The 21,989-nt window shown below is 61.7% G+C and carries 20 protein-coding genes; 9 read left to right on the top strand and 11 right to left on the bottom strand.

What is annotated here, in order from left to right; genetic code table 11:
* Positions 1 to 56 precede the first annotated feature (56 nt).
* The 3 genes from dhaK to dhaM all read left to right on the top strand — a co-directional run bounded on the left by dhaK (position 57) and on the right by dhaM (position 2,214).
* Complete coding sequence (gene dhaK, locus ACK3R5_RS07605) at positions 57 to 1,055, top strand: dihydroxyacetone kinase subunit DhaK (RefSeq protein WP_411968567.1); 999 nt, start codon at positions 57 to 59, stop codon at positions 1,053 to 1,055.
* Positions 1,056 to 1,132: 77 nt separating this feature from the next.
* Positions 1,133 to 1,831: a dihydroxyacetone kinase subunit DhaL gene (dhaL, locus tag ACK3R5_RS07600; RefSeq protein WP_411968566.1), complete on the top strand. Its 699-nt coding sequence runs from the start codon at positions 1,133 to 1,135 to the stop codon at positions 1,829 to 1,831.
* Positions 1,828 to 2,214, top strand: a complete 387-nt coding sequence (dhaM, locus tag ACK3R5_RS07595) for a dihydroxyacetone kinase phosphoryl donor subunit DhaM (RefSeq protein WP_411963460.1) — start codon at positions 1,828 to 1,830, stop codon at positions 2,212 to 2,214. Before dhaL ends, dhaM begins: the two co-directional genes overlap by 4 nt.
* A gap of 3 nt (positions 2,215 to 2,217) precedes the next feature.
* Here dhaM and ptsH1 read toward each other — a convergent pair whose 3' ends face one another.
* The 6 genes from ptsH1 to glpA form a co-directional block, all read right to left on the bottom strand.
* Positions 2,218 to 2,490, bottom strand: a complete 273-nt coding sequence (ptsH1, locus tag ACK3R5_RS07590; protein WP_411968565.1) for a phosphocarrier protein HPr — start codon at positions 2,488 to 2,490, stop codon at positions 2,218 to 2,220.
* An 89-nt stretch (positions 2,491 to 2,579) separates the two neighbouring features.
* Complete coding sequence (locus ACK3R5_RS07585; RefSeq protein ID WP_411963458.1) at positions 2,580 to 3,635, bottom strand: hypothetical protein; 1,056 nt, start codon at positions 3,633 to 3,635, stop codon at positions 2,580 to 2,582.
* Positions 3,636 to 3,638: 3 nt separating this feature from the next.
* Positions 3,639 to 5,177: a glycerol kinase GlpK gene (gene glpK / locus ACK3R5_RS07580; RefSeq protein WP_411968564.1), complete on the bottom strand. Its 1,539-nt coding sequence runs from the start codon at positions 5,175 to 5,177 to the stop codon at positions 3,639 to 3,641.
* Between the two features lie 336 nt (positions 5,178 to 5,513).
* Positions 5,514 to 6,824, bottom strand: a complete 1,311-nt coding sequence (locus ACK3R5_RS07575) for an anaerobic glycerol-3-phosphate dehydrogenase subunit C (protein WP_411968563.1) — start codon at positions 6,822 to 6,824, stop codon at positions 5,514 to 5,516.
* Entirely contained in the window at positions 6,821 to 8,089 is a 1,269-nt protein-coding gene (glpB, locus tag ACK3R5_RS07570; RefSeq protein ID WP_411968562.1) for a glycerol-3-phosphate dehydrogenase subunit GlpB, read from the bottom strand. The genes ACK3R5_RS07575 and glpB overlap by 4 nt, the downstream gene beginning before the upstream one ends.
* Entirely contained in the window at positions 8,076 to 9,788 is a 1,713-nt protein-coding gene (gene glpA, locus ACK3R5_RS07565) for an anaerobic glycerol-3-phosphate dehydrogenase subunit GlpA (protein ID WP_411968561.1), read from the bottom strand. The genes glpB and glpA overlap by 14 nt, the downstream gene beginning before the upstream one ends.
* 357 nt (positions 9,789 to 10,145) lie before the next feature.
* On the opposite strand from glpA, the gene ACK3R5_RS07560 reads away from it, so the two are divergent.
* Both ACK3R5_RS07560 and ACK3R5_RS07555 read left to right on the top strand, forming a co-directional pair.
* Positions 10,146 to 11,312, top strand: coding sequence for a Cdc6/Cdc18 family protein (locus ACK3R5_RS07560; RefSeq protein WP_411968560.1), 1,167 nt, complete (start codon positions 10,146 to 10,148; stop codon positions 11,310 to 11,312).
* Between the two features lie 30 nt (positions 11,313 to 11,342).
* Positions 11,343 to 12,014, top strand: coding sequence for a phosphoglycolate phosphatase (locus tag ACK3R5_RS07555; protein ID WP_411968559.1), 672 nt, complete (start codon positions 11,343 to 11,345; stop codon positions 12,012 to 12,014).
* Between the two features lie 50 nt (positions 12,015 to 12,064).
* On the opposite strand, the gene ACK3R5_RS07550 is transcribed toward ACK3R5_RS07555, so the two are convergent.
* Complete coding sequence (locus tag ACK3R5_RS07550) at positions 12,065 to 12,253, bottom strand: HEWD family protein (RefSeq protein WP_411963449.1); 189 nt, start codon at positions 12,251 to 12,253, stop codon at positions 12,065 to 12,067.
* A gap of 128 nt (positions 12,254 to 12,381) precedes the next feature.
* On the opposite strand from ACK3R5_RS07550, the gene ACK3R5_RS07545 reads away from it, so the two are divergent.
* Together ACK3R5_RS07545 and ACK3R5_RS07540 are read left to right on the top strand one after the other, a co-directional pair.
* Positions 12,382 to 12,936, top strand: a complete 555-nt coding sequence (locus ACK3R5_RS07545; RefSeq protein ID WP_411963448.1) for a class I SAM-dependent methyltransferase — start codon at positions 12,382 to 12,384, stop codon at positions 12,934 to 12,936.
* Positions 12,937 to 13,066: 130 nt separating this feature from the next.
* Entirely contained in the window at positions 13,067 to 13,237 is a 171-nt protein-coding gene (locus tag ACK3R5_RS07540; RefSeq protein ID WP_411968558.1) for a rubrerythrin-like domain-containing protein, read from the top strand.
* 31 nt (positions 13,238 to 13,268) lie between these two features.
* On the opposite strand, the gene ACK3R5_RS07535 is transcribed toward ACK3R5_RS07540, so the two are convergent.
* The gene (locus ACK3R5_RS07535; protein ID WP_411968647.1) at positions 13,269 to 14,237 is read right to left on the bottom strand and encodes a DUF368 domain-containing protein; all 969 of its coding nucleotides are present in this window, start codon (positions 14,235 to 14,237) and stop codon (positions 13,269 to 13,271) included.
* Between the two features lie 165 nt (positions 14,238 to 14,402).
* Here ACK3R5_RS07535 and aglM point away from each other — a divergent pair, with 165 nt between their 5' ends.
* Positions 14,403 to 15,695 (top strand): UDP-glucose 6-dehydrogenase AglM, encoded by a 1,293-nt coding sequence (aglM, locus tag ACK3R5_RS07530; RefSeq protein ID WP_411968557.1) that lies wholly within the window; start codon positions 14,403 to 14,405, stop codon positions 15,693 to 15,695.
* Between the two features lie 175 nt (positions 15,696 to 15,870).
* Here aglM and ACK3R5_RS07525 read toward each other — a convergent pair whose 3' ends face one another.
* Positions 15,871 to 18,975: an oligosaccharyl transferase, archaeosortase A system-associated gene (locus ACK3R5_RS07525; RefSeq protein ID WP_411968556.1), complete on the bottom strand. Its 3,105-nt coding sequence runs from the start codon at positions 18,973 to 18,975 to the stop codon at positions 15,871 to 15,873.
* A 116-nt stretch (positions 18,976 to 19,091) separates the two neighbouring features.
* Between ACK3R5_RS07525 and aglG the strand changes: the two genes are divergently transcribed.
* A complete protein-coding gene (gene aglG / locus ACK3R5_RS07520) occupies positions 19,092 to 20,033 on the top strand; it encodes a glucosyl-dolichyl phosphate glucuronosyltransferase (protein ID WP_411968555.1) in 942 nt (313 codons plus the stop codon).
* A 59-nt stretch (positions 20,034 to 20,092) separates the two neighbouring features.
* On the opposite strand, the gene ACK3R5_RS07515 is transcribed toward aglG, so the two are convergent.
* Together ACK3R5_RS07515 and aglF are read right to left on the bottom strand one after the other, a co-directional pair.
* Positions 20,093 to 21,178, bottom strand: coding sequence for a glycosyltransferase family 4 protein (locus ACK3R5_RS07515; protein ID WP_411968554.1), 1,086 nt, complete (start codon positions 21,176 to 21,178; stop codon positions 20,093 to 20,095).
* 75 nt (positions 21,179 to 21,253) lie between these two features.
* Positions 21,254 to 21,976 carry a UTP--glucose-1-phosphate uridylyltransferase AglF gene (gene aglF / locus ACK3R5_RS07510; RefSeq protein ID WP_411968553.1) on the bottom strand — a complete coding sequence of 241 codons (723 nt, stop codon included), beginning with the start codon at positions 21,974 to 21,976 and terminating at the stop codon, positions 21,254 to 21,256.
* Positions 21,977 to 21,989: the final 13 nt, after the last annotated feature.

The raw sequence follows: 21,989 nt of genomic DNA, 5'->3' as shown, positions 1-21,989 counted from the left end.
GTGCCTGCAGACTGACCAACACTTTTGGTCGAATCGTGCGTCTGCTAACGTGGACCATGAAGAAACTCATCAACGAACCCGGTGGAGTCGTAGACGAGATGCTCGAAGGTATGGTGACGGCGCACCCCGAACTACGCCGACTCGACGGGACGAACGTCCTCGTCCGCGCGGACGCACCAGTCGACGGGAAAGTCGCCGTCGTCTCCGGCGGTGGGTCGGGACACGAACCGACACACGCCGGCTATCTGGGCGAAGGGATGCTCGACGGTGCCGCCGCAGGCGAGGTGTTCACCTCACCGACCGCCGACCAACTCGACAAGATGATTCAGGCGACAGATTCCGGCGCGGGCGTCCTCTGCGTCGTCAAGAACTACGAGGGCGACGTGATGAACTTCGACACCGCCGCCGAGATGGCGGGGATGGAAGGCGTCGACGTCGAACAGGTCGTCGTCAACGACGACGTGGCAGTCGAAGACTCGCTGTACACGTCGGGTCGCCGTGGCGTCGCGGGGACCATCTTCGTCCACAAGTGTGCCGGCGCGAAAGCGGCCGAGGGTGCTGACCTCGGCGAGGTGAAGGCCGTCGCAGAGAAGGTCATCGACAACGTCCGGACGATGGGCATGGCGCTCACGTCGTGTGTCACACCGGAGAAAGGCGAACCGACGTTCGACCTGGGTGAAGACGAAATCGAACTCGGCATCGGTATCCACGGCGAACCGGGGACCGAACGCGCCGACATCATGAGCGCCGACGAGATAACCGAACATCTGACCGAGAACGTGCTCGACGACATCGAACTCGACGACGGCGACGAAGTGGTCACGATGGTCAACGGCATGGGTGGGACGCCGCTGTCCGAACTCTACATCGTCCAACGCAAACTCCAGTCTCTCCTCGACGACCGAGGCATCGAGACGTGGGACGCGTGGGTCGGCGACTACATGACGTCGCTCGACATGATGGGATGTTCCATCACCGTCCTCCGCGTGGACGACGAACTGAAGGAACTCCTCGCCGCGCCGGCGGAGACACCCGCGCTCACCGTCTCCGAGTAACCACAGGCCACTCAATTTTTGCGATAGCGTGTTCGACCGGGAAAAGGGATTAACGACCAGCCTGCGAAAGGGGTCCTATGGCCGACGTTGACACACAGCGCGAAGCGGTCTTGGCAGCTCTCGAGAACGTCGCAGCACGACTCAGCGAGGAACGAAAATATCTCACAGACCTCGACTCAGCAATCGGTGACGCGGACCACGGGGCGAACATGGAACGCGGCTTTTCGAAGGCGGCAGAGAAACGCGATGACTTCGACGAGATGGACCCTCACGAAGTGGTCAAGAACGTCGGCACGACGCTCATCTCGAACGTCGGCGGTGCCTCTGGACCACTCTACGGCGGGTCGATTATGTTCGCCAGTCAGGAACTCGACGGCGGCATCACCGCCGAGACGTCTGTCGCGTTCGCAGAAGCCTATCTGGACAAGGTAAAAGACCGAGGTGGCGCACAGGTCGGGTCGAAGACGATGGTCGATGCGCTCGTCCCGGCGGTCCACACCTACAAGAAATCCATCGAGCAAGACGACTTGCCGCCGTTGGAAGCACTCGCGAAAGCCGTCGATGCCGCCAAACGCGGCGTCCAGTTCACCACGCCAATAAAGGCGATGAAGGGTCGGGCCTCGTTCCTCGACTGGCGCTCTGTCGGCCATCAGGACCCCGGCGCGACGAGCACGCTGTTCATCATGGAAGAACTGCTCGCGACGGCCGAGGAGTATCTGGAGGGCGACGTCGAACGTGACGCTCGTGCTTCGGACGCCGTCAGGAGAGACGAATGATTGGGCTCGTCGTCGTCTCGCACAGCGCGAAAGCGGCGGAGGGAATCGCAGAGGTGGCCGCACAGATGGGCGGCGGCAACGCTCGAATCGTCCCCGCCGGTGGTGACGAAGACGGTATCGGGACGTCTCCGGACCGCATCCGTGCGGGTATCGAAGACGCCGACGACGGTGACGGCGTCGTCGTCCTCGTCGACCTCGGAAGTGCCGTGATGAACACGGAACTCGCCATCGAGATGGCGGCGGACGTGAACGCGACGATTGCGGACGCGCCGATTCTCGAAGGCACCCTCAACGCCGCGGTGGAGACGACGAGCAAGAAGGCGACGCTACAGTCCGTCGTCGAACGCGCCGAAGAGGCGCGCGAGTACCGAAAACTGAACTGAAATCTACTCGTCGCCGCCTTCTGGCGTCGAGAGTACTTCTTCGAGCGCGTCGAGAGCGGCGTCGGCGTCGTCACCGTCGGCGACGAGACGAACGTCCTCGCCGTGAGAGACGTTGAGTCCGGTCACAGCGAGCATGCTCGCCGCCGAGACGAGCGTGTCGTCTTCGGCACGCCCGACCTGTATGTCGGCGTCGAAAGAGTTGGCAGTCTCGACGAACCGCGATGCTGGGCGTGCGTGCAGGCCGGCTTCCGGGACGACAGTGACGATTCGTTCCATACGCTCTGTTACCGACTCCGATGCGTTATCACTGATGGTTGCGGAACCCGGTGGCGAAAAAAGACGAGATTCGTGTGTTTCGACGCGACTTAGAGGCCGAGCGTGGGCACCCACGCCGAACTCGGGAGCACACCGGCGATGGCGAGCACCGCGACGAGGAACGTCCCGAAGACGATAGCTGCCGCCGGCGGGTCCCAGTGGGTGTCGCCGTGCGCGTAGAAGACGCGCTGGAACGCTTCACCGAAGAGCCCACAGATGAGGCCGAAGAGCGCACCGAAGAGGAGCGCGACGACGCCGAGTTCTGCTGCTCCGGACGTCCACGCCAGCGCTGCCGTCGACGCGGGAAGCGTCATGTGGTGCGTCACGGGGATGCGTTCGACGCCGAGGTTCAAGAAGAACAGACTCGCCGCAGAGATACCGAACGCGAGGAACGCGCTGCCGGTGATGAGTGCGATGAACGCGCCCATGATACCGGCGACGGCACCGATGGCCGCCACCTCGTTCCACTTGTACATGTTCGGAAGCCACGGTTCGACGCTCAGACGGGCGCTTTCACCGCCGTCTGCGACGGCACCTCCTCGGGTCTGCCCGCGTTCGAACGGCGACATGTCGAGGATGCCGTCGCCGCGGACCTTGCCGACGATGTCGTAGCCGAAGGCGACGCGGTGGATGAGCGCCGACAGCGTCACACCCATCGCGATGGGGTCGTACGGCATACTGAACGTCGACGAGAGAATCGTCAACCAGTAACCGATGATACCGAAGATACCACCGACTGCGAGCACGTCGGGTTTCGACCCGAGCGCGAAGCCGATGTCTTTGGCGTTGTGGTAGTCGAAGCCCGATTCCATGTACCCACGGTTGGCCGCGTAGGCCGCGGCGGCCGCCCCACCGGCGAAACTAATCGCCGGGGAGAACGGTGCACCGAAGGCGATTGACCCGGTGATACCGACCGAACCGAGCGTCGCGGGGTCTGCCCCGACGACTTCACCGATGGACTTGCTCGCGAGGTTCGCCGCCTCGCCAGCGATGACCATGAACCCAGTGAAGATGAACGCTGGGAGCGCACCGAGCGCTGCACCGAACGCGCCGCCGGCGAAGGCGGCGATTATCATCTCGATTGCCCAGAGGTCTTGCAGTGCCATCGGTTACTCCTCGCTGTCCCGTGCCCAGTCGAGGGAACGCTCGACTGCTTCTTTCCACCGACCGTACCGGTGTTCGACGTTCTGTGGGTTCGACGGGTTGAACTCGCGGTCGACCTGCCAGTTCGCGCGGAGTTCGTCCAGCGTCTCCCAGTATCCGACGGCGAGGCCGGCGGCGTACGCGGCACCGAGTGCCGTCGTCTCGTCGACTTCGGGTCGAACGATTTCGGTGTCGAGGATGTTCGACTGAAGTTGGCAGAGGAAGTTGTTCTTGACCGCCCCACCGTCCACGCGGAGACTCGACAGGTCGATGTCGCTGTCGGACTCCATCGCTTCTGCGACGTCGCGCGTCTGGAACGCGATGGATTCGAGCGTCGCACGGACGATGTGTTCGCGCCGGGTACCGCGGGTCATACCGACGATAGTCCCGCGAGCACGCTGGTCCCAGTGCGGGGCACCGAGGCCGGCGAACGCCGGGACGAAGTAGACGCCGTCCGTCGAGTCGACGGAGCGAGCGAGCTTTTCGGACTCCGCCGCGTCGTCGATGAGTGTCATGTCTTCGAGCCACTCGATTGCGGCACCAGTGATGAAGATGGACCCTTCGAGTGCGTACTGGACGGGTTCACCGGACCGCTGGAACCCGACGGTGGTGAGGAGGCCGTGTTCGGACATGACCGCCTCTTCGCCGGTGTTCATCAGCATGAACGACCCGGTACCGTAGGTGTTCTTGGCGTCACCTGCGTCGAAACAGGTCTGGCCGAACAGTGCCGCCTGCTGGTCTCCCAGTGCGCCAGCGACGGGGATTTCGGCACCCATGAAGCCGCTGGCGTCGGTCGTTCCGTAGTAGTCGTCGTCGGACGACGGTCGGACTTCCGGAACCATCTCCCGCGGGACGTTGAACTCGTCTAAGAGTTCGTCGTCCCACTCCATGTCGTGGATGTTGAACAACATGGTCCGGGAGGCGTTCGTCACGTCCGTGATGTGGTTCCCCGTGAGTTTGTAGATGACCCACGTGTCGATGGTACCGAAGGCGAGTTCCCCTTCTTCGGCCCGTTCGCGCACGTCTGCAGGGCGAGAGCGCTGTAGTTTGATTGGGTCGGAGTTGTCGAGCAACCACTCTGCCTTCGTCGCAGAGAAGTACGCGTCGGGTTCGAGACCCGTCTTCTGCTGGACGTTGTCTTTCTTCCCCTCTTCTTCGAGCGTCTCGATGCGGTCCGTCGTCCGGCGGTCCTGCCAGACGATGGCGTTGTGAATCGGTTCACCCGTCTCACGGTCCCAGACGACTGTCGTCTCGCGCTGGTTCGTGATACCGATTGCTTCGAGTTGCTCCGGTTCGAGGAGGGCGCTCTCCAGCGCCTCGTTGATTACTTTCTTCGTGTTCTCCCAGATTTCGTTGGCGTCGTGTTCGACCCAACCCGGTTCTGGATATATCTGTTCGTGCTTCTCGTAGGCGTTTGCGACCACTTTCCCGTCGTGGTCGAACACCATGAATCGCGTCCCTGTGGTACCTTGGTCGATGGCACCGACGTAAGTTTCTCCTGACATTTCTAACCAACCTCGAATCGAACTCTCTACTGAGAGCCCGACTACTTCGAATATGTGCAAATATCGTGATAAATCTTTCTTCACTCCCGAATTATCCACGCCATATAGAATCCTGACTAACGAGGTAACAGACGCCAAATATTCGGTAAATCATTTCGTACTGCCGCTCCAAACCACCACAGCATTCGTGATATCCTGTGTCATGCAAGTTTTGCCGCCTCAGAGAAGTGTGTTTTGGTACGTGTCAGTGGAGATTCACTCGATGCCTCGAAGCGAGTGGTCGAGCACACGGAAACGGAAGACGTCGACAGCGACGCACGGACCGTCGGGTGTCGGTTAGACGAGCGCCTCTTCGAGCAGTTGTAGCGGGTGTTTGATGTCGTATCCGGTCCCGTGTTCCATCTGCATCGAACAGGTGGGACACTCGGTCATCCCGACGCTGCCGTCGGCGTGTTCCATGTGGTCGAACATGTCCGAACCGATTTGCATCGACTTGTCGTACTTCTCTTCTTTCCACCCGTAGGTTCCGGAGATACCGGAACAGGAGTCGCCGACGTCTTCGATTTCGACGCCGTCGAGTTCGCGGAAGAGTTCGACTGCCTGCCGGTCGAGTCCCTGATTACGGCCGTGGCACGGTGCGTGGTAAGCGAACGATTGGTCGGAGACGGACGCCTCGCGAATCTCTCCTTCGACGTCTTCGTGGATACGAAGATATTCGAGTGCCTCGTAGGTGTGTTCCGACACGTCCTCGATGCCGTCGATGTCGAACAGTTCGGGATACTCCTGGCGGAGCGACATCGAACAGGAGGTACACGACGCGATGATGTCGTACCCTTCCGGGATGAGGCCAGCGAAGTTCTCTGCGTTGATGCCAGCGGCACGTTTCGCGTCGTCCAACATGCCGTTGGCGAACATCGGCGTCCCCGAACAACGCTGCTTGGGGACGACGACTTCGTAGCCGAACGACTCGAAGACGCGGACCATCGCCTTCCCGACTTCCGGTGTGTTGTAGTTGGAGTAACACCCGTGGAAGTAGGCGACGCGCTTCTCCTCGGAGCAGACCTGCGGGCCGCCGCGTTCGTTCCACCACTCACGGAACGTCTGTGTGGCGAACTCGGGGAAGTCGCGCTCGGCAGTGATGCCGAGTACCTTCTCGTTGACTTTCTGGACGAGAGAGTTCCCCATGACGGCGTTCGTCAGGCGCGGGAACATGCTCCCCAGTTGGGCGAGGGTTCCGTAGTTCGCGAGAATACGGTTCCTGACGTACTCCCGGGAGAACTTGTCCATCACTTCGTCGACGTACTCGCCGCGGGCCGTGTTGTGCATCTGGCTGAGCGGCACGCTCGACGGGCAGGCGTCGTCACAGCGCATGCAGTTCGAACACGACATGATGGAGTCGTCGACAGCGGCGTCTTCCTTACGCTTGAGACGCCACTGCTCTGGACCCTGGAACTTCGGACCGGGGAACTCGTCGTCGACTTCTGCGACCGGACAGGAGACGTCACAGGCGGTACACTTGTAACAGTTGTCTGCGCCGGGACGCAGGTCCATGTCGGTGCTCTCGGCGAACACGTCGACTGCTTCGAAGTCGTCTGTCTGTGCGTCCGGGGTAAGTGTCGGATTTGTCTGAGATTCTGCGTCGCTCATTGGGATGCCTCCTCGCCCGCGAGGCGGCCAGCGACGGCACCCGTCGCCAGCGAGACGCCACTCGCGGATTTTTCGCGTGCGACGTCAGCACCACCGACGACGCCGCCTGCCGCACGCAGGTTTTCGAAGTGCGATTCGCCGTCTTCGGCTACCGGGCGCAGTTCGTCGTCCAGAACGACACCGAACCGGGCGAAGGCGTGGTCACCGAACGCCTCGGTTTCGGACCACTCGTAGCGGTCTTCCGGATGTGGGACGTGACACCCGAACACGGGTTCGGTGACAGATTCACGGTCGGAGTCGAGTCCCTTACCGACGAGTCCCCCTGTCGCGAGGACGATTTGGTCCGCCTCGTAGGGCGTCTGTCGACTCTTCTGGTCGACGTAGACCGTCTCGATGCGACCGTCTGTGGCCTCGTAACCCACCGCCGGGTTGCCTGTGGAGATTCGGACGCCTGCCTCGTCGAGCGCGTCGAACAGCGCGTCTTCGAGTTTGAGGCCGAGGAGACTCGGCGGTCCGGTCGGGACTTCGAAGACGGGCACGCCGAGGCGGCCTGCGAGTTCGTCACGGACTTCCTCGCCGTGGTCGTCGCCGAGCATGGCTGGGAACCCGACACGGGTCTCGCCGTCTAATTCGGCGGTAACCGCCTCGGCCAGCACAGAACGGACTGTTTTCCCGGACACCTCCTCGTCCCGGTCGAGCGCCTTCGCGAAGCGCGTGACCTTCGCGTCTGACCGGAACGATTTGGGGAACGGGACGGTGACACCACGCACGTCGAAGGGGACGCCAGCGGCCGAGAGATGGTCGGCGGCGACCGGTGCGTCGAAGTCGGTGAGTCCCTCGAACCCGACGAGAAGCATGTCGCCAGAGGCACTCGCGAGGCCGGATGCGACCGACTCCGGATACCGAGCAGTCGGTTTCACCGTCCCGCCGTGAGTGACGACGAGCGCATTCGTGTCCGTATGCCCACCTCGGTACGCGTCGCCGACTGCCTCGTCGAAGAGTCGGAGGCCGTCGCGGATGCCGTCTTCGCCGACGACGTGGTACGGGTGGTCGTCTGGAAGCGAGTCGAGACCCGCGAACGGGTCGGAGAAGGGGCCGTCACCGTCGGCGTACCCGAGGACGTCGACGAGGCCGCTGGCCTGCCGCAGGGTACTCGTCTTGTGTGCGAGCAAGCGCACGCGGGCACCGGTCTCTGCGGCCGAGAGTGCGGCAGTACAGGCGGCGATACCGCCACCGACGACGAGGACGTCGTCAGTTATCGCCATTGGCACCCTCCTTGTGACCGCCGTCGGCGGCCATCCCGTCGTCGAACGCCGCGAAATCCACGTCCGAGTCTGCCGACGCGGGGTCTGCGTCGCGGTTCATCGTCGTCGCGTGGAGCATGTGTTTGAGCGCAGTCTGTGAGAGTTGCTCGCCCCACATGGCGTGGCGTTCGCCTTTCCAGCGTTCCTGATACAGGTCGTCGAGCGACGTTCGGACCGTCGCTTCGTCGTACTCGGGTGCGAGTTCGTTCGCCATCCGGTGACAGCACATCGCACCCTGACAGTTCCCCATCGACGCGCGCGTCTGGATGCGAACCGAGTTGAGGTCGGTTCCCGCCGATTCGAGCGCGTCGTGAATCTCGGCGCGGGTGACGGCCTCACACTCGCAGACGACCGGATTCGGGTCCATACTGTTCAGCACTTCGTCGGCCCGCGACCCGAGTCGCTGGACCGACCGTCGGCCGATTGGTGACCGGAGGTTGAAGTCGTCCATGTAGTCGCGGAGGACGGTGAAGTCCTCGCTCCCCGGAAGCGGGACGTCTGCGGTGCGACAGTCGGCGTCGACGTCGAGTTTCTCGCAGACGTGGTCCGAAATCTTCTCGGCCATCATCCGATAGGTCGTCAGTTTTCCGCCGACGATGCTCGTCATGCCGGGCAAGTCGTCGCGTGACTCGTGGTCGAGGAGGAAGAACTCGCGGGTGATGTCCGTCGGGTCTTCCGTCCCGGTTCCCGGCGGTTCGTACAGTGGTCGCACGCCCCAGAACGAACGAATCGTCCGCGCCTCTTTCAGCATCGGGACGAGTTCGGAGAGCGTGTCTATCATCAGGTCGACTTCCCACCCCTCCTCTGGGTAGTCTTCTGGGTCTTCGACTTCTTCGTCGGTCGTTCCGAGGATACACGTCGTCTCGTGAGGGACGATGATGTCGGCGTCACCCTTCGGCCGACACCGGTTGACGACCGTATCGACCTGCCGGGTGTTCATGATGGTCATGACGCCCTTCGACGGGCGAACCTCTACGTCGACACCGGCGAGGTCACCGACTTGTCCCGCCCACGCTCCCGTCGCGTTGACGACGTAGTCGGCGCGTATCTCTTCGACTTCACCGGGTTGTCCGTGGACGTACGGGCCGGACCCGGATTTGTGTGTGACTTCGACACCGACGACTTCGCCGTCTTCGACGAGGACGTCTGTGACTTCCGAGTGCGTCTCGATTCGCGCCCCGTGTTCGATGGCGCTCGCCGCGTTGGCGACACAGAGGCGGAACGGGTCGATTGCGCCGTCGGGGACCTTGATTGCGCGTTTGATGTCCTTCGCGAGGTACGGTTCAATCTCGCGGGCCTCCTCCGCAGAGAGCACTTCGGCGGGGATACCACACTCGCGACATCCCTCCAGTTTCTTCTCGAAGTACTCGTCGTCGTCTTCCGGGCGCTGGACGAACAGTCCGCCCGTCATCTCGACGCAGTGCCCCGCGATTCGTCGGAGGACGCGGTTTTCGACGATACACTCCTTCGCAGACGGTTGGTCGGATACCGCGTACCGACCACCGCTGTGGAGCAGACCGTGCATTCGCCCCGTCGTCCCGTGTGTGAGGTTCCCCTTTTCGACGAGAGTCACGTCCAGACCACGCATCGCAAGGTCCCGTACGATGCCTGTTCCGGTGGACCCCCCGCCAATGACGAGGACGCTCGCTGTTTTGGTCATCCGTCTTTCGAAGAGTAGGACCGCCGGCACTTTATTTTATCCACGGTGGTCTCGTGTTCAGGAGAGCCCGACACTTCGTATCAGTTCGGTGCCATTCTATGCGACAGTGCTCCCTGAAACATCGGAATATAGCAAAAATACGGTGTCTGTCGCCACCGACAGAAAAACTAAATGAACTTCCGAATTAGTTACTACCAGTCCCGATGTCCTCCCGAGACCAACACCCAGACGCCCGGCCAAGACCTGTTGTCGGTCTCACAGGTCACAGAAGGGGTTCACAGACGACACGCTCAGCGGCCGAACTGAGTCATTTATTGCTCGTCACCCGATACCAGTCGAAACGAGGCTCTCTCTGAAATGCGACTCGAAGATAGAATCACACGCCGGCGTCGACGCGGCCAGACGCGTCGGGTCGTTCGAGACTTGAGTGCGTTAGACCCCACGGCCCACCCGGAGGAACCGACGGGTCGGGGGTCGACCCTCGAACGTATCCTCGACGTCCTCGACCCCGTCTTCGACGGGAAGTTGCCGCCCCACGCACACATCTCCGGTCCGAAGGGTGTGGGAAAGTCCGCAGTCGTGACTTCGCTGTTCCAACACCTCTCGCGTGCAATTCCGTCCCGGCAGTCGGCTATCTACACCAGTACGCGGACTGCCGGCACACCGACGACGTCGTTCGCCTACGTCGACGCGCGGAACGCGTCGACCGACTTCGCACTCCTCCATACGACGCTCGACGCGCTCACAGAAGAGTCGATTCCATCGCAAGGGGTCAGCATCGAGTCGCTTCGAGAGCGACTTGACGGGCGTCTCGCACACGATGACCGGGCAGTCGTCGCCGTCGACCACGTGGGAGAACCGGAGACGTACGCCGCGTCGACGGCTATGGACCTGTTCGACGAGGTGTCGCCACACGTCTCGGTGGTCACGGTCGGTCGCACGCCACCCGAGGGAGTCGACAGCGACGTCGAGTCGGTCGAAGTCCCACCGTACGAACGCCACGACCTGGTGGACATCCTCGTCGAACGAGCGTCCAGTGGCGTCTCGAGAAACGCACTCACCCACGAGGCGACGGCCGAAGTGGCGGCGTGGGCGGACGGCGACGCACACGACGCCCTCTCGGCACTGTACGGTGCGGCGAGACTCGCCGCTGCCGATGGCGCAGACCAAATCAACCCGACGTACGTCACCGACGGCATCGATGCGGTTCCAGACGAGGGATGTTCGCTCGGCCGGGTGGTTGCCCTCTCCGACAGTCACAAACAGATACTCCGGGCGTTCGTCTCGCTCGACGACGCGGAGAGAACGTCGGTGTCGGACGCGACGGAGGCCATCGCGGCGTCCCCCTCGGTTTCACTGTCGGAGACGACTATCAGACGTCTCGTCTACGAACTCTCGGACCTCGGCCTCGTGCGTCGCGTCCCGGTCGAAATGACGACCAGTGGGCCCGGACGCCCGGCGACGCGGCCCGTTCCGAACTTCTCGACGTTGACGTTCCGCGGCCTCGACGACGAAGACCGCTGACTCTATTTTGCCGGTCTCCCTAGCGCCGGTATGGTTCCGCCGCTCGTACTCGATATCGACGGGACGCTCACCGACGCACAGGGACGACTCGACCCTCGCGTGTTCGAGGTGCTCCCGTCGTGGGACGCACCTGTCGTCCTCGCGACTGGGAAGGCGTTCCCGTATCCTGTCTCGCTGTCTCACTATCTCGGTCTTCCGCAGACGGTTATCGCCGAGAACGGCGGTGTCGTCTTGGCCGACGGTCAAGTGACGTACGCCGGTGACCGGGAGGCCGCACAGGCCGTCGCAGACGAGTTCGTCGCCCGCGGCGGTGACCTCGGGTGGGACGCCGCCGACACGGTCAACCGCTGGCGTGAGACCGAAATCGCGGTCAGCCTCGACGCGGACGAGGCGTTGCTCCGAGAGGTAGCCGCGTCCTACGACCTCGAAGTCATCGACACCGGGTTCGCCTACCACGTCAAATCTCACGGCGTCGAGAAGGGTGCCGGCCTCGAACACGTCTGTCAGACGCTGGACTACGACCCCGCCGACTTCGTCGCTATCGGCGACAGCGAGAACGACGCCTCGACGTTCCGTGTGGCCGGCCGGTCGTTCGCCGTCGCCAACGCTGACGACGTCGCAAAGCAAGCGGCCGACGAAGTACTGGACGAGTCGTACATGGACGGCACGCTGTCGGTCCTCGAAGCACTGCGAGAGTCGTAACCTCCCGAACGCTACGCGTCTCGGGAGCGCCTTCCGGGAGTGTCGGTCACTCAGACCGCTTCTTCGAAGGGTGCGAAGCGCCCGTTGATGTCCCACTCGTGGATACAGAACGGACTGCCGACCTGTTTTTCGCCGTCTTCCGACGCAACACGCCACGTCGCCGCGTCGTCGTCCCAGCGTTCTACTCGACCACAGCGCTCACAAGCGCGGCGCGTCGGCCGTCGAAGTTGGGGTTCCATATGTGTGTGAGTGATTGTCGGGACGCAAAAGCCCATCGTCGTCGGCAGATTCACGAGCGGATTGGTAGCGTCCGGACACGAGCGTCCCGAACCGATGGGTCTTACCTCACGCCGTCCGCAGTTCTCCTATGGGCTTTCACACGTTCGACGTCGACTCGGCGGCGAAACTCGACGACCCCGCACGGTACCGGTTCGTGTCGCGAGAGGAACTCCTCTCGTCGCTCGGACCGGGTGCGAACGACGTCGTCGCGGACCTCGGAAGCGGAACGGGCTTTTTCACCGACGACGTCGCGCCGTACGTCCAGACCCTCCACGCAGTAGACGTCCAAGCGGAGATGCACGACTTCTACCGACAGAAGGGCACGCCCGACAACGTCGAGTTCGTCACCGCGGACGTCGCGTCACTCCCGTTCGACGACGACTATCTCGACGCCGCCTTCTCGACGATGACGTACCACGAGTTCGAGAGCGACGAGGCGATGGCTGAACTCGCACGCGTCGTCCGACCGGGTGGCACCGTAGTCGTCGTCGACTGGTCTGCGACTGGTGAGGGGGCGTCTGGACCCCCGACGACAGAACGGTTCGCGCTCGCCGACGCCGTCGACGCCTTCGAGTCCGTCGGATTCACCGTTACGCACGGCGAGACGCGACACGAGACGTTCGTCGTCGTCGCCCGCCGGTGAACAGGGCCAAAATCTCATAATCATATATTAAAAATCGTTATAGATTGTCGTGGTAAACGCATCTGAGTAGATTGTACTAGTTTCCTAGAACAAACTAGCGTATATCAGGACAAACGTTATATTGAAAAGTATGTTAGACCTTGTCATGGCAATACACAACTCGGTAATCGACGGGTACAGTGCGTCGGAAGGGTATTTCGAGTGTCGCTCCTGTGGGTCCCGGACGGTCAGTCAAAATCACGTCGCCGCGTGTCCCTCTTGCGGCGGGTCGGTTCGCAACATCGCCGTCCCACGCGAATAAGCCGTCTTTTTCCTGCGGCCTCTGCCCTGCGTTACGACTCGATGACTTCCGTGTAGCGGTCGACCAGTAAGACGAGTATCGCACCGACGACTGCCGCGAGTGCGAAGATTCCGAAGAGTTCGAGCGACCACGACTGTCCGAGTTCGCCGAGTTTCTCGGTCGTTTTGACCACCGGTGCCCGGAGGGCCCCGACGATGAGGCTGACGAGGAACGCGAGCGTCGGTCGGCGATAATGTTCGAGTGCCCACCGAACCGCGTGCGCAATCGTGAACAGGCCGACGAGTGCGCCGGCGATGAACGCCACGACGATGGTTCCCGGTTCGACGAGCGCAGAGACGGGACCACCGGTTACGACGTCGATGAGCGTGTCGACGAACTCGCTGAGCGTCCCCGTCATGTACTCGTACTGGCCGAGGAGCAACAGTAGCAGCGACCCGGAGATGCCGGGGAGAATCATCGCACTCACGGCGATTGCGCCGGCGACGACGGTCACCGACAGCGAGTTCCCGAGCGCGGTGCCGACGCTGCCAGAGGCGACGAACGCGACAGTGAACCCGGCAACTGCGGCGACGAGTTGTCGGGTCCCTTCGAGCGACACCTGCGCGTAGAGGACGATTGCCGACGCGGCGATGAGTCCGAAGAAGAATCCGAACGTCGGGACGGGGAACTGGTCGATAGCAACCGTGAGGACGCGTGTGACGGTGATAATCGCGGTGGCGATACCCGCACCGAGGACGACGAGGAATCCGGCGTCGACTTCACGCAAGGCGTCGACGGCGTCGTTTCGTCGCCCGGGAACGACACCGCCGAGGACGCGTCCGATACGGTCGGGCGTGATTGCAGTCACTGCACTGATGAGTCGCTCGTAGATGCCGGTGACGAGAGCGATTGTCCCGCCGGAGACACCGGGGACAGCGTCCGCGGCACCCATACAGATGCCCTTTAGATAGAGAACGAGCCACGAGAGGGGAACCGAACGCTCGTCTTCGTGCGTCGACATTTGGTTGTGCGAATCTTCTTTGGCATCCATATCAGTCCACCGTTACGTGATACGCCGTCGGTCGTGAGCCTGTCCCTCTGTCACCGAAATCCGCTCGGGGCGACGTCTTTCTTCGATGAATTGACTCGGAAAGAATGAAATCGGCGGGTGGTCACATTGATTCCAATGAAGCTCAGTATCATCGGCAGCGGATACGTCGGGACGACAGTCGCGGCGTGTTTCGCTGACCTCGGCCACCACGTCGTCAACGTCGACATCGACGAGGATATCGTCGAATCGCTCAACGACGGGCGGGCACCGATTCACGAACCCGGACTCGACGAACTCGTCGAGCAGTACGCTGGGACCCGACTCCGTGCGACCACCGACTACGACGAGATTCTCGACACCGACGCGACGTTTCTCGCGTTGCCGACGCCCTCGAACGACGATGGCAGTATCGACCTTGGTGCGATGAAGGCCGCCGCCGCGGCACTCGGTGAGACGCTCCGAGAGAAAGAGGGCTCCCACCTGGTGGTCACCAAGAGTACGGTGACGCCGACGACCACCGAGGAAATCATCGCCCCGCGAATCGAGGCGGCGTCGGGCCTGACAGTCGGCGAGGATTTCGACGTCGGAATGAACCCCGAGTTCCTCCGTGAAGGGACCGCAGTCGAGGACTTCCTCGGCCCAGACAAAATCGTCCTCGGTGCGACCACCGACCGGGCCCACGAGACGCTCGAAGCGATTTTCGCCCCACTCGTCGAACGCGCCGACGACCCGGCCGTCATCACCACGGGTATCCGCGAAGCCGAGATGATAAAGTACGCCAACAACGCGTTCCTCGCGTCGAAAATCAGCCTCGCGAACGACCTTGCGAACATCTGCAAAGAGTTCGACGTCGACTCGAAGGCGGTACTGGACGCCATTGGCCTCGACTCACGCATCGGGTCGGCGTTCCTCGGTGCCGGCCTCGGATGGGGCGGGTCGTGTTTCCCGAAAGATACGGCCGCCATCATCGCTGCTGCGCGTGCTCGCGGCTACGAACCGCGTCTCTTGCAGGCCGCCGTCGACGTCAACGACCAGCAACCTCTTCGGATGCTCGACCTGCTCGAAGACCGGTTCGACCCAGACGGAAAACGAGTCGCCGTGCTCGGCCTGTCGTTCAAACCCGGCACCGACGACATCCGAGAGTCGCGTGCAATCCCGCTCATCGACGCTCTCCTCGACGCCGGTGCAGACGTCGTCGGCTACGACCCAGTCGCCGTCGACAACATGCGAGAGGTGTTCCCCGACATCGAGTACACGTCTACCGCCGCAGACGCACTCTCCGGTGCTGACGCTGCGCTCGTCGCCACCGATTGGGACGAGTTCGCCGCACTCGACGACGAGTTCGACGAGATGCGCGAACGAATCGTCATCGACGGCCGTCGCATCGTGACTCGCCGAGACGGCATCGACTACGAGTCGCTCGTCTGATTCGCCGCCCACTCGTTCGTCTGATTCGCCGCCCACTCGTTCGCCTGACTCACCGACCACTCGCACCCGTCTTCTCTTTTCTCCTCTTCTTGAACGCGTTTCGTCACCGATGGTTGCCACTCGTCCCGTGGTGACCGAAGAAATGAGAGATAACGAAACCCGTCGAGCGCCGTCGTTACGCGGCGACTGCCGTTCTGACCGCGTCGGCGTCGACGTCGTTCGAGTCGTCCGACGATTGGTTGGTGAACGTCAGTTCCTGTTCCGTGCGTTCGAGCGTCACGTCGACAGTGCCGTCTTCGGCACCGTTGACGAGTCCTTCGTCGACGCTGACGTTCTGTGCCTGATAGCCGACGATGGTGTTGTTGCCCTCGAAGGACGTCGGTCCGGTGAAGGTGTAGTCACCCGTCGCACGGACGCTGACGTTGGTGTAGCCGTTTTCGGGGCCGTAGTCGTCGTAGCCAGTCGTCGAGTACGGCAGCGTCATGGTGAACTCACCGTTTTCGTCCGTCTGGACGTGTTGGACGTAGGTGAACGTCGTGTTCGTCGTGAGGTCACGCATCTCGACGCTCGCGGTCACGTTCGAGTTCGCCGGGGCACCGCTGCCCTCGACAGTCGCACCGGGCACGCGTTCGAACGTCTTGACCCACGCCGGGTTGTTGCCGAGGAGGACCTGCGGTTGGATGCCGTAGGTGTTGCCCGCGCGGATGAGCGAGTTCTGGAAGGACCCCGAGCGAAGTGCCGAACTGTTCGACGACTTCACGAGGCGGTAGTGGTCGAGCGCCTCGACTCGTTCTTCGGGGAACGTTCCGATGCCACCAATCTGCGACGACCCATCGCGCTCGACGTACGCCTCGGCGGCGCTCATGTTGTCGAACGTCTTGATGGCCTCTCCGTCGGACGGCGTCACTTTGAACGTGACATCACCGTTTGCAGACGTCCGTTCGTCCCAGTCGACGACGACCGGTGACGGGTCGCGAGCACTGCCGTGGAACCTGTAGAGACGCACCATCTGGCTCTCGTAGTAGCGCTGGTCTTTGACGTTCGTCGCCGCGGCGATGCGCGTCTGTCCGTTCTGTTCCTGCAACCGGTAGATTCGGTCGTAGAAGTCAGTCGTCGAGACGTTCGACTCGTCGTACCAGACAGTCGGCGCACCGAACTTCGACTCGGTCGAGACCATCTGCCAGTCGACCATGACGTACCGCGTCTGGTCTCCTTCGCCGTCGTCACCCATCGAGGTGAGGACCGATTCGGCCTGCTGTTCGTCGGGGGCGAGGAGGTAGTTCGCCGCCTCCGTCGCGCCACCCTGGAACGGGTTCGCGTTCGGGATGCGCTCGCCGAGGACGGTTATCCAGTGCCCGTAGTCCCACCACGACATCACGCCGTAGGACCCGTCCGGATAGTCGAAGTCGTCTGCGTACTCGTACGTGCCGTAGTACTCCATCTGGTTCGACGCGCCGCCGAACTCACCCTCCTCGGGTGTGCTGTTCTGCATCCAGTCGAGGGTTCCGTCCCACTGGGTGACGGTCCCCGGACCGGTGTTCGAAGCCTGTATCGCGGTGTCTGTCGTCCCGCCGTTTCCGAGTTGAATCGGGACGACGAGAACCGGCGTGAGGACCAGTAGAATCGCCATCGCCACGGCGGCGACCTGACCGTACGAAACGTCTTCCAGTCGCTCGACGTTCGCGAGGCCGATGAAGTCGATGCCGAGTACCTCGCGCAGGAGGTACGCGTTCATCACGGCGACGATGACTGCGAGGTAGTAGTTGAAACGAACCTGCGTGAAGGCGGCCGACGTCATGATGGCGGCCCACACGAGAACGAAGAGGTGCTCGCTCTCGTAGTCTGCCTGCATGACCGCACCGACGATGAGTGCGGTGACGATAGTGAGACTGACGAGCGACGAATCGACGCCGATGAGTCCACCGATTCCGTCCGGGATGGCCGGAATCAAGTACAGCAGGCCGATGACGCCGAGTCCACCGGCGACGTAGCCGATTTTCCGCGTCTCACCGTCGCGGACGAGTGGCTTGGCGACGAGCCAAATCACTGCGACGAGGCCGGTGAAGAACGTAAACCCGTACTCCGACATGATACGGTCGACTGCCGTCAGACCGGTCGATTGGAGGATGTTCGCTGCGAGGAACGGTTGTGCCTCACCGATGGTGCGAGTCGCCGCACCGGCGCTGAATCCGACCGTCCGGAGGAAGTTGCGTGCAATCGAACCGAAGACACTCGGGAGGACGAGCGAGAACAGCACCAACCCGACGAGCATGATACCACCGACAGCTGCGGGGTAATACTGGTCGTCGACGTCGTTCGACTCCCACCAGCGAGCGAGGGCGGCGAGGAACACTGCCCCCAGGCCGACACCGAACGAGAACAGCGGTTGCAGGAAGCCGAAGTCGGTCACACCGAACGTCATCTCCTCGAGTGGGACGAACATCAGCACGCCCGTCACTGACATCGAGACTGCGCCGACGAACGCAGCGTGTTCGGGCGAGCGTCCACGAGCGAAGTCCGAGACCATCTTGAGGACCAAGAAGAGACCAAAGATGCCGACCAGAAGGATACCCGGCGGCCACGACCACATGTAGATGGCCGTCGCGACACCGGCGAGGGCGGACCACTTCAGGGGTTCACGGAGCGCGTCGAGGTCACGGGCTTCGACGAGTTCCCAGACGGGTTTCTCTCTGTCGGCCACCGTGAGGGCGACCATGATAGCGAGGACAGCAAAGCCCATGAAGAACGGTTCTGCGATGTTGTGGTCTGCGAACCCGACGAGACCACGGCGGAGGAACGTCCCGGGGAGGAGCATCAGGACGATGGCACCGAAGAGGCCACCGAGACGGCCACCGAGGCGTTTCCCGATGAGATACGTCGGGATGGCGATTAGCGCACCGAAGACGGCGGGTGCGACCAAGAGCGTCTTGGCGACGAGTTCGGACGACGGACTACCGAGTCCGACGACCAGCGCAGCAGTCGCGACGATTTGGTCGTAAACCGTCCCGAACTGACCCGCAGTTCGACCGAAGGGGAACTCGGTCCACGGGTCGAACGGCATCGTCGTGGGCCAGTTCCGGACGGTGTATTCCACCTGGCGGAGGTGATACCAGGCGTCGTTTCCTGAGAAGAACACCGAGCCCTCTCGAACGAACGCGTCGTAACTGCGGAGGCGTATCCACAGCATGACGAGGACGATTGTCGAGAGGACCGGTATGTGATACCAGTCGCGAGCGAGATCCGCTACGGAGGGCGAATGCTCTGGTTGCTCGTCGCTCATTGTGACCAACAACCGTCAAGCCGTTCATAAGCCTTGTGATAGGCTGTGTCGACGGAAATAGCTGCTTTCAAACCGAAGGACAATGCTTATTCGGCACTCTTCGGTAACTCCGACTCATGAAAGTCTCCGTCGTGGTCTGTACGTACTCGATGGAACGATACGAGTCGTTCTCTGAGACCGTCGAGAGTGTCCTCGAACAGACCTACGAACCCCTCGAAGTCGTCATCGTCGTCGATGGAAACGAGGAGGTGTTCGCTCGCGTCGAAGACGACTTCGGTGACCTCGACGACGCCGTGCTCCACATCAACGACGAGAACCGGGGCATCTCCTACAGTCGGACCAAGGGTGCCGAACTCGCGTCGGGAGACGTCGTCGCGATGATAGACGACGACGCGACGGCCGAACCCGACTGGATAGAGAAACTCGTCCAGACCTACGAGGAGAACCCCGACGCTGTCGCAGTCGGCGGCCACGTCGTCCCCGACTGGGTCGCCCGCAAGCCCGACTTCTTCCCCGAAGAGTTCTACTGGCTCGTCGGTTGTGACGAACGTGGCTTCGGTGAGCACATGGAGGAAGTTCGCAACACCTACGGGTCGAACATCTCCTTCAAGCGCGACGTCTTCCTCGAAGCAGGTGGGTACGACACGAACACCGGTCGCAAAGGTGACAAGCACGTGCAGGCGCACGAGGCACCGGTCTGTATCCGAATCTACAACAACACCGGCAAGCGCGTCATCTACAACAAACAGGCACGCGTGAATCACAAACTGTTCGAGTACCGGACGGAGTTCGACTGGCTTGTCTTCCGGTCGTTCTGGCAGGGCTACTCGAAGCGTGTGATGGACCTTCTGTACCCCGAGGCGTCGGGTGACAAGAACGACTATCTGCGTGATTTGATGCTCGTCTACGTCGTCGACCGAATCAAGAACCTCGTGAGAGACCCGTCGATGGCGAAGGTCCAGCAGTTGATTGCAATCTTCGTCTTTACTGCCGCCGTTGGCTTCGGGTACGTCTACGGGTTGTTGACGCCGAATCTGGTCGAGAAGACGAACGCGTAGGTTCGGCACAGCCTCTTCCAATTTCGTGTCGCCCAGGCAGCCCCCCGAAATCTGGCCTTTTACGCCGCGTATGTGCCTCGATAGACGAGTTCGAACTGTTCTGCGATGTCGTCCCAGTCGTGGTTCGTCATCGCAGCATCTCGATTCAGTTCTCGTAGCTGGTCACGTTCTTCCGACGAGAGCACTCGTGCATCGTCGAACCCGTCTTCGAGTTCGTCGTAGACGATGTTCCCCTCTGGGACGATAGATGGAATACACCCCGCGTCTGGTGCGATGACTGGACAGCCAAACGTGAGGCTCAACACGACAGACCCGGAGCTAAAGATGTCCCGATATGGGAACACCCCGAAGTCACACGCTGCAAAGTAGGTGGGTACCTCTTCGTTCGGAATATACCTGAGGTCGGTGACGACGTTGGGCTGTTCCCCCGCGAGTGCCCGAATCTCGGGAGTCTCACTCGACGACATCGGGTTGCCGGCGACGACGAGACATTCATCTGCGGTGCTCACGCGCCGAAACGTCTCGAGGAGTTTAGGCACCTGTTTGTACGGACGAATCATCCCGAAGAACAGGTACACTCGTTCGTACTCCTCGATGCCCAGTCTCTCACGGGCTTCTTCGGTCGATATGGAACGATTGTCCTCGTACACCGGGTCGTAATTTCCGTGTGGAATCGCGACCGTGTTGTCGATGTCGGTGTCGAGGTACGACTCGAGTTCGTCACGAGTTCGGTCGTCCCACACCTGGACGGTGTCAGCGATTCGAACGAGACGCTCACTGACCGCACGGTCGAGTGAGAGAAACTTCTTTTCGTGGTTGTGTTTGTTGTGAACCGTCCAGACGATTTGGTCGCACAGGTACGACGCGAGTTTCACCTGGACGAGAAACCACACTGCGGCGAGCGTCGCGACGATGCGACTGCCTGGGATTTTGTAGGCCCACTCGACACTCCCGAAGAGGAAATACGGGTGTGTCCAGTGGAGATGGAGGACGTCTATGTCGTCCAGAAGAATAGAGAAAATGAATGGAGTGAACGGAATCGGTTCCTCGTCTACAGTCACCTCGATTCCGCGCTCCTCGAGGTGTTGTATCAGAAGGTCCTGATACGGGTTCCCCGAGTAATACGGGGCCATGAGAACGTTCATGCCAGACACCTCTCTAGCCACGTTTCTAAGTGATTCCGCTTTTCACGTGACTGAGCCGAGAACTGTACAGTCCGGTTACGCCTCCGTTTTTTGGGATAGACGTTCCTCTGCTTCGTCGCGGTCCTCAGGGTACCCGATGTCCATCCGCCACCCGTCGATTCGAATCGCGTCGATGGTACGCCCGGACCGGATGAGCAGGTCGATTGCCTCACTAATCTCGTATTCGCCGCGGTTCGATGGCTGGACGAGGTGACACGCGTGGAAGATAGCCGGCGTGAACGTGTAGAACCCAGTCATGACGAGGTTCGACGGCGGTTCTTCGGGTTTCTCGATGACCTCTGTGATTTCTCCGTAGTCGTTCGTCACACAGACACCGTAACGGGAGGCTTGGTCCCACTCGACTTCTTCGACGAGGAAGGCAGCGTCGGCGCGGTCCTCACGCTGTCGCTTGACGACATCACTGAGGTTAGCGTTGAAGATGTTGTCCCCGAGCATGAGCATGAAGTCCTCGTCGATGTGGTCTTCGACGGTGAGGAGGGCGTGTGCGAGGCCATTCTGTTCGCGCTGGTGGGTGTAGGTGATGGGGACACCGCGATACTCGTCGTCGTAGTGGCTGATGATGACCTCTTTCTTGTAGCCAACGACGACGACGAGTTTCTCTGCACCGAGTTCGACGAGTTGGTCGAAACAGTGGGTGAGGATTGGTTTCCCGTCGACTTCGACCATCCCCTTCGGTTTGTCTTCGGTGAGTGGCCGGAGGCGGGTTCCTTTGCCCGCGGCGAGAACGACAGCTTGCATACTACTGCATTCA

It is taken from the genome of Haloferax sp. YSSS75, from assembly GCF_046764215.1.
Taxonomy (GTDB): Archaea; Halobacteriota; Halobacteria; order Halobacteriales; family Haloferacaceae; genus Haloferax.
Note: the sequence above shows the minus strand (reverse complement) of the source record. Positions and strands in the feature narration are given on the sequence as shown.

Excerpts from the sequence above, each read along its gene's own strand:
- dhaK (WP_411968567.1), top strand. The coding sequence starts at position 57 with ATGAAGAAACTCATCAACGAACCCGGTGGAGTCGTAGACGAGATGCTC.
- dhaL (WP_411968566.1), top strand. The coding sequence starts at position 1,133 with ATGGCCGACGTTGACACACAGCGCGAAGCGGTCTTGGCAGCTCTCGAG.
- dhaM (WP_411963460.1), top strand. The coding sequence starts at position 1,828 with ATGATTGGGCTCGTCGTCGTCTCGCACAGCGCGAAAGCGGCGGAGGGA.
- ptsH1 (WP_411968565.1), bottom strand. The coding sequence starts at position 2,490 with ATGGAACGAATCGTCACTGTCGTCCCGGAAGCCGGCCTGCACGCACGC.
- ACK3R5_RS07585 (WP_411963458.1), bottom strand. The coding sequence starts at position 3,635 with ATGGCACTGCAAGACCTCTGGGCAATCGAGATGATAATCGCCGCCTTC.
- glpK (WP_411968564.1), bottom strand. The coding sequence starts at position 5,177 with ATGTCAGGAGAAACTTACGTCGGTGCCATCGACCAAGGTACCACAGGG.
- ACK3R5_RS07575 (WP_411968563.1), bottom strand. The coding sequence starts at position 6,824 with ATGAGCGACGCAGAATCTCAGACAAATCCGACACTTACCCCGGACGCA.
- glpB (WP_411968562.1), bottom strand. The coding sequence starts at position 8,089 with ATGGCGATAACTGACGACGTCCTCGTCGTCGGTGGCGGTATCGCCGCC.
- glpA (WP_411968561.1), bottom strand. The coding sequence starts at position 9,788 with ATGACCAAAACAGCGAGCGTCCTCGTCATTGGCGGGGGGTCCACCGGA.
- ACK3R5_RS07560 (WP_411968560.1), top strand. The coding sequence starts at position 10,146 with ATGCGACTCGAAGATAGAATCACACGCCGGCGTCGACGCGGCCAGACG.
- ACK3R5_RS07555 (WP_411968559.1), top strand. The coding sequence starts at position 11,343 with ATGGTTCCGCCGCTCGTACTCGATATCGACGGGACGCTCACCGACGCA.
- ACK3R5_RS07550 (WP_411963449.1), bottom strand. The coding sequence starts at position 12,253 with ATGGAACCCCAACTTCGACGGCCGACGCGCCGCGCTTGTGAGCGCTGT.
- ACK3R5_RS07545 (WP_411963448.1), top strand. The coding sequence starts at position 12,382 with ATGGGCTTTCACACGTTCGACGTCGACTCGGCGGCGAAACTCGACGAC.
- ACK3R5_RS07540 (WP_411968558.1), top strand. The coding sequence starts at position 13,067 with ATGTTAGACCTTGTCATGGCAATACACAACTCGGTAATCGACGGGTAC.
- ACK3R5_RS07535 (WP_411968647.1), bottom strand. The coding sequence starts at position 14,237 with ATGTCGACGCACGAAGACGAGCGTTCGGTTCCCCTCTCGTGGCTCGTT.
- aglM (WP_411968557.1), top strand. The coding sequence starts at position 14,403 with ATGAAGCTCAGTATCATCGGCAGCGGATACGTCGGGACGACAGTCGCG.
- ACK3R5_RS07525 (WP_411968556.1), bottom strand. The coding sequence starts at position 18,975 with ATGAGCGACGAGCAACCAGAGCATTCGCCCTCCGTAGCGGATCTCGCT.
- aglG (WP_411968555.1), top strand. The coding sequence starts at position 19,092 with ATGAAAGTCTCCGTCGTGGTCTGTACGTACTCGATGGAACGATACGAG.
- ACK3R5_RS07515 (WP_411968554.1), bottom strand. The coding sequence starts at position 21,178 with ATGAACGTTCTCATGGCCCCGTATTACTCGGGGAACCCGTATCAGGAC.
- aglF (WP_411968553.1), bottom strand. The coding sequence starts at position 21,976 with ATGCAAGCTGTCGTTCTCGCCGCGGGCAAAGGAACCCGCCTCCGGCCA.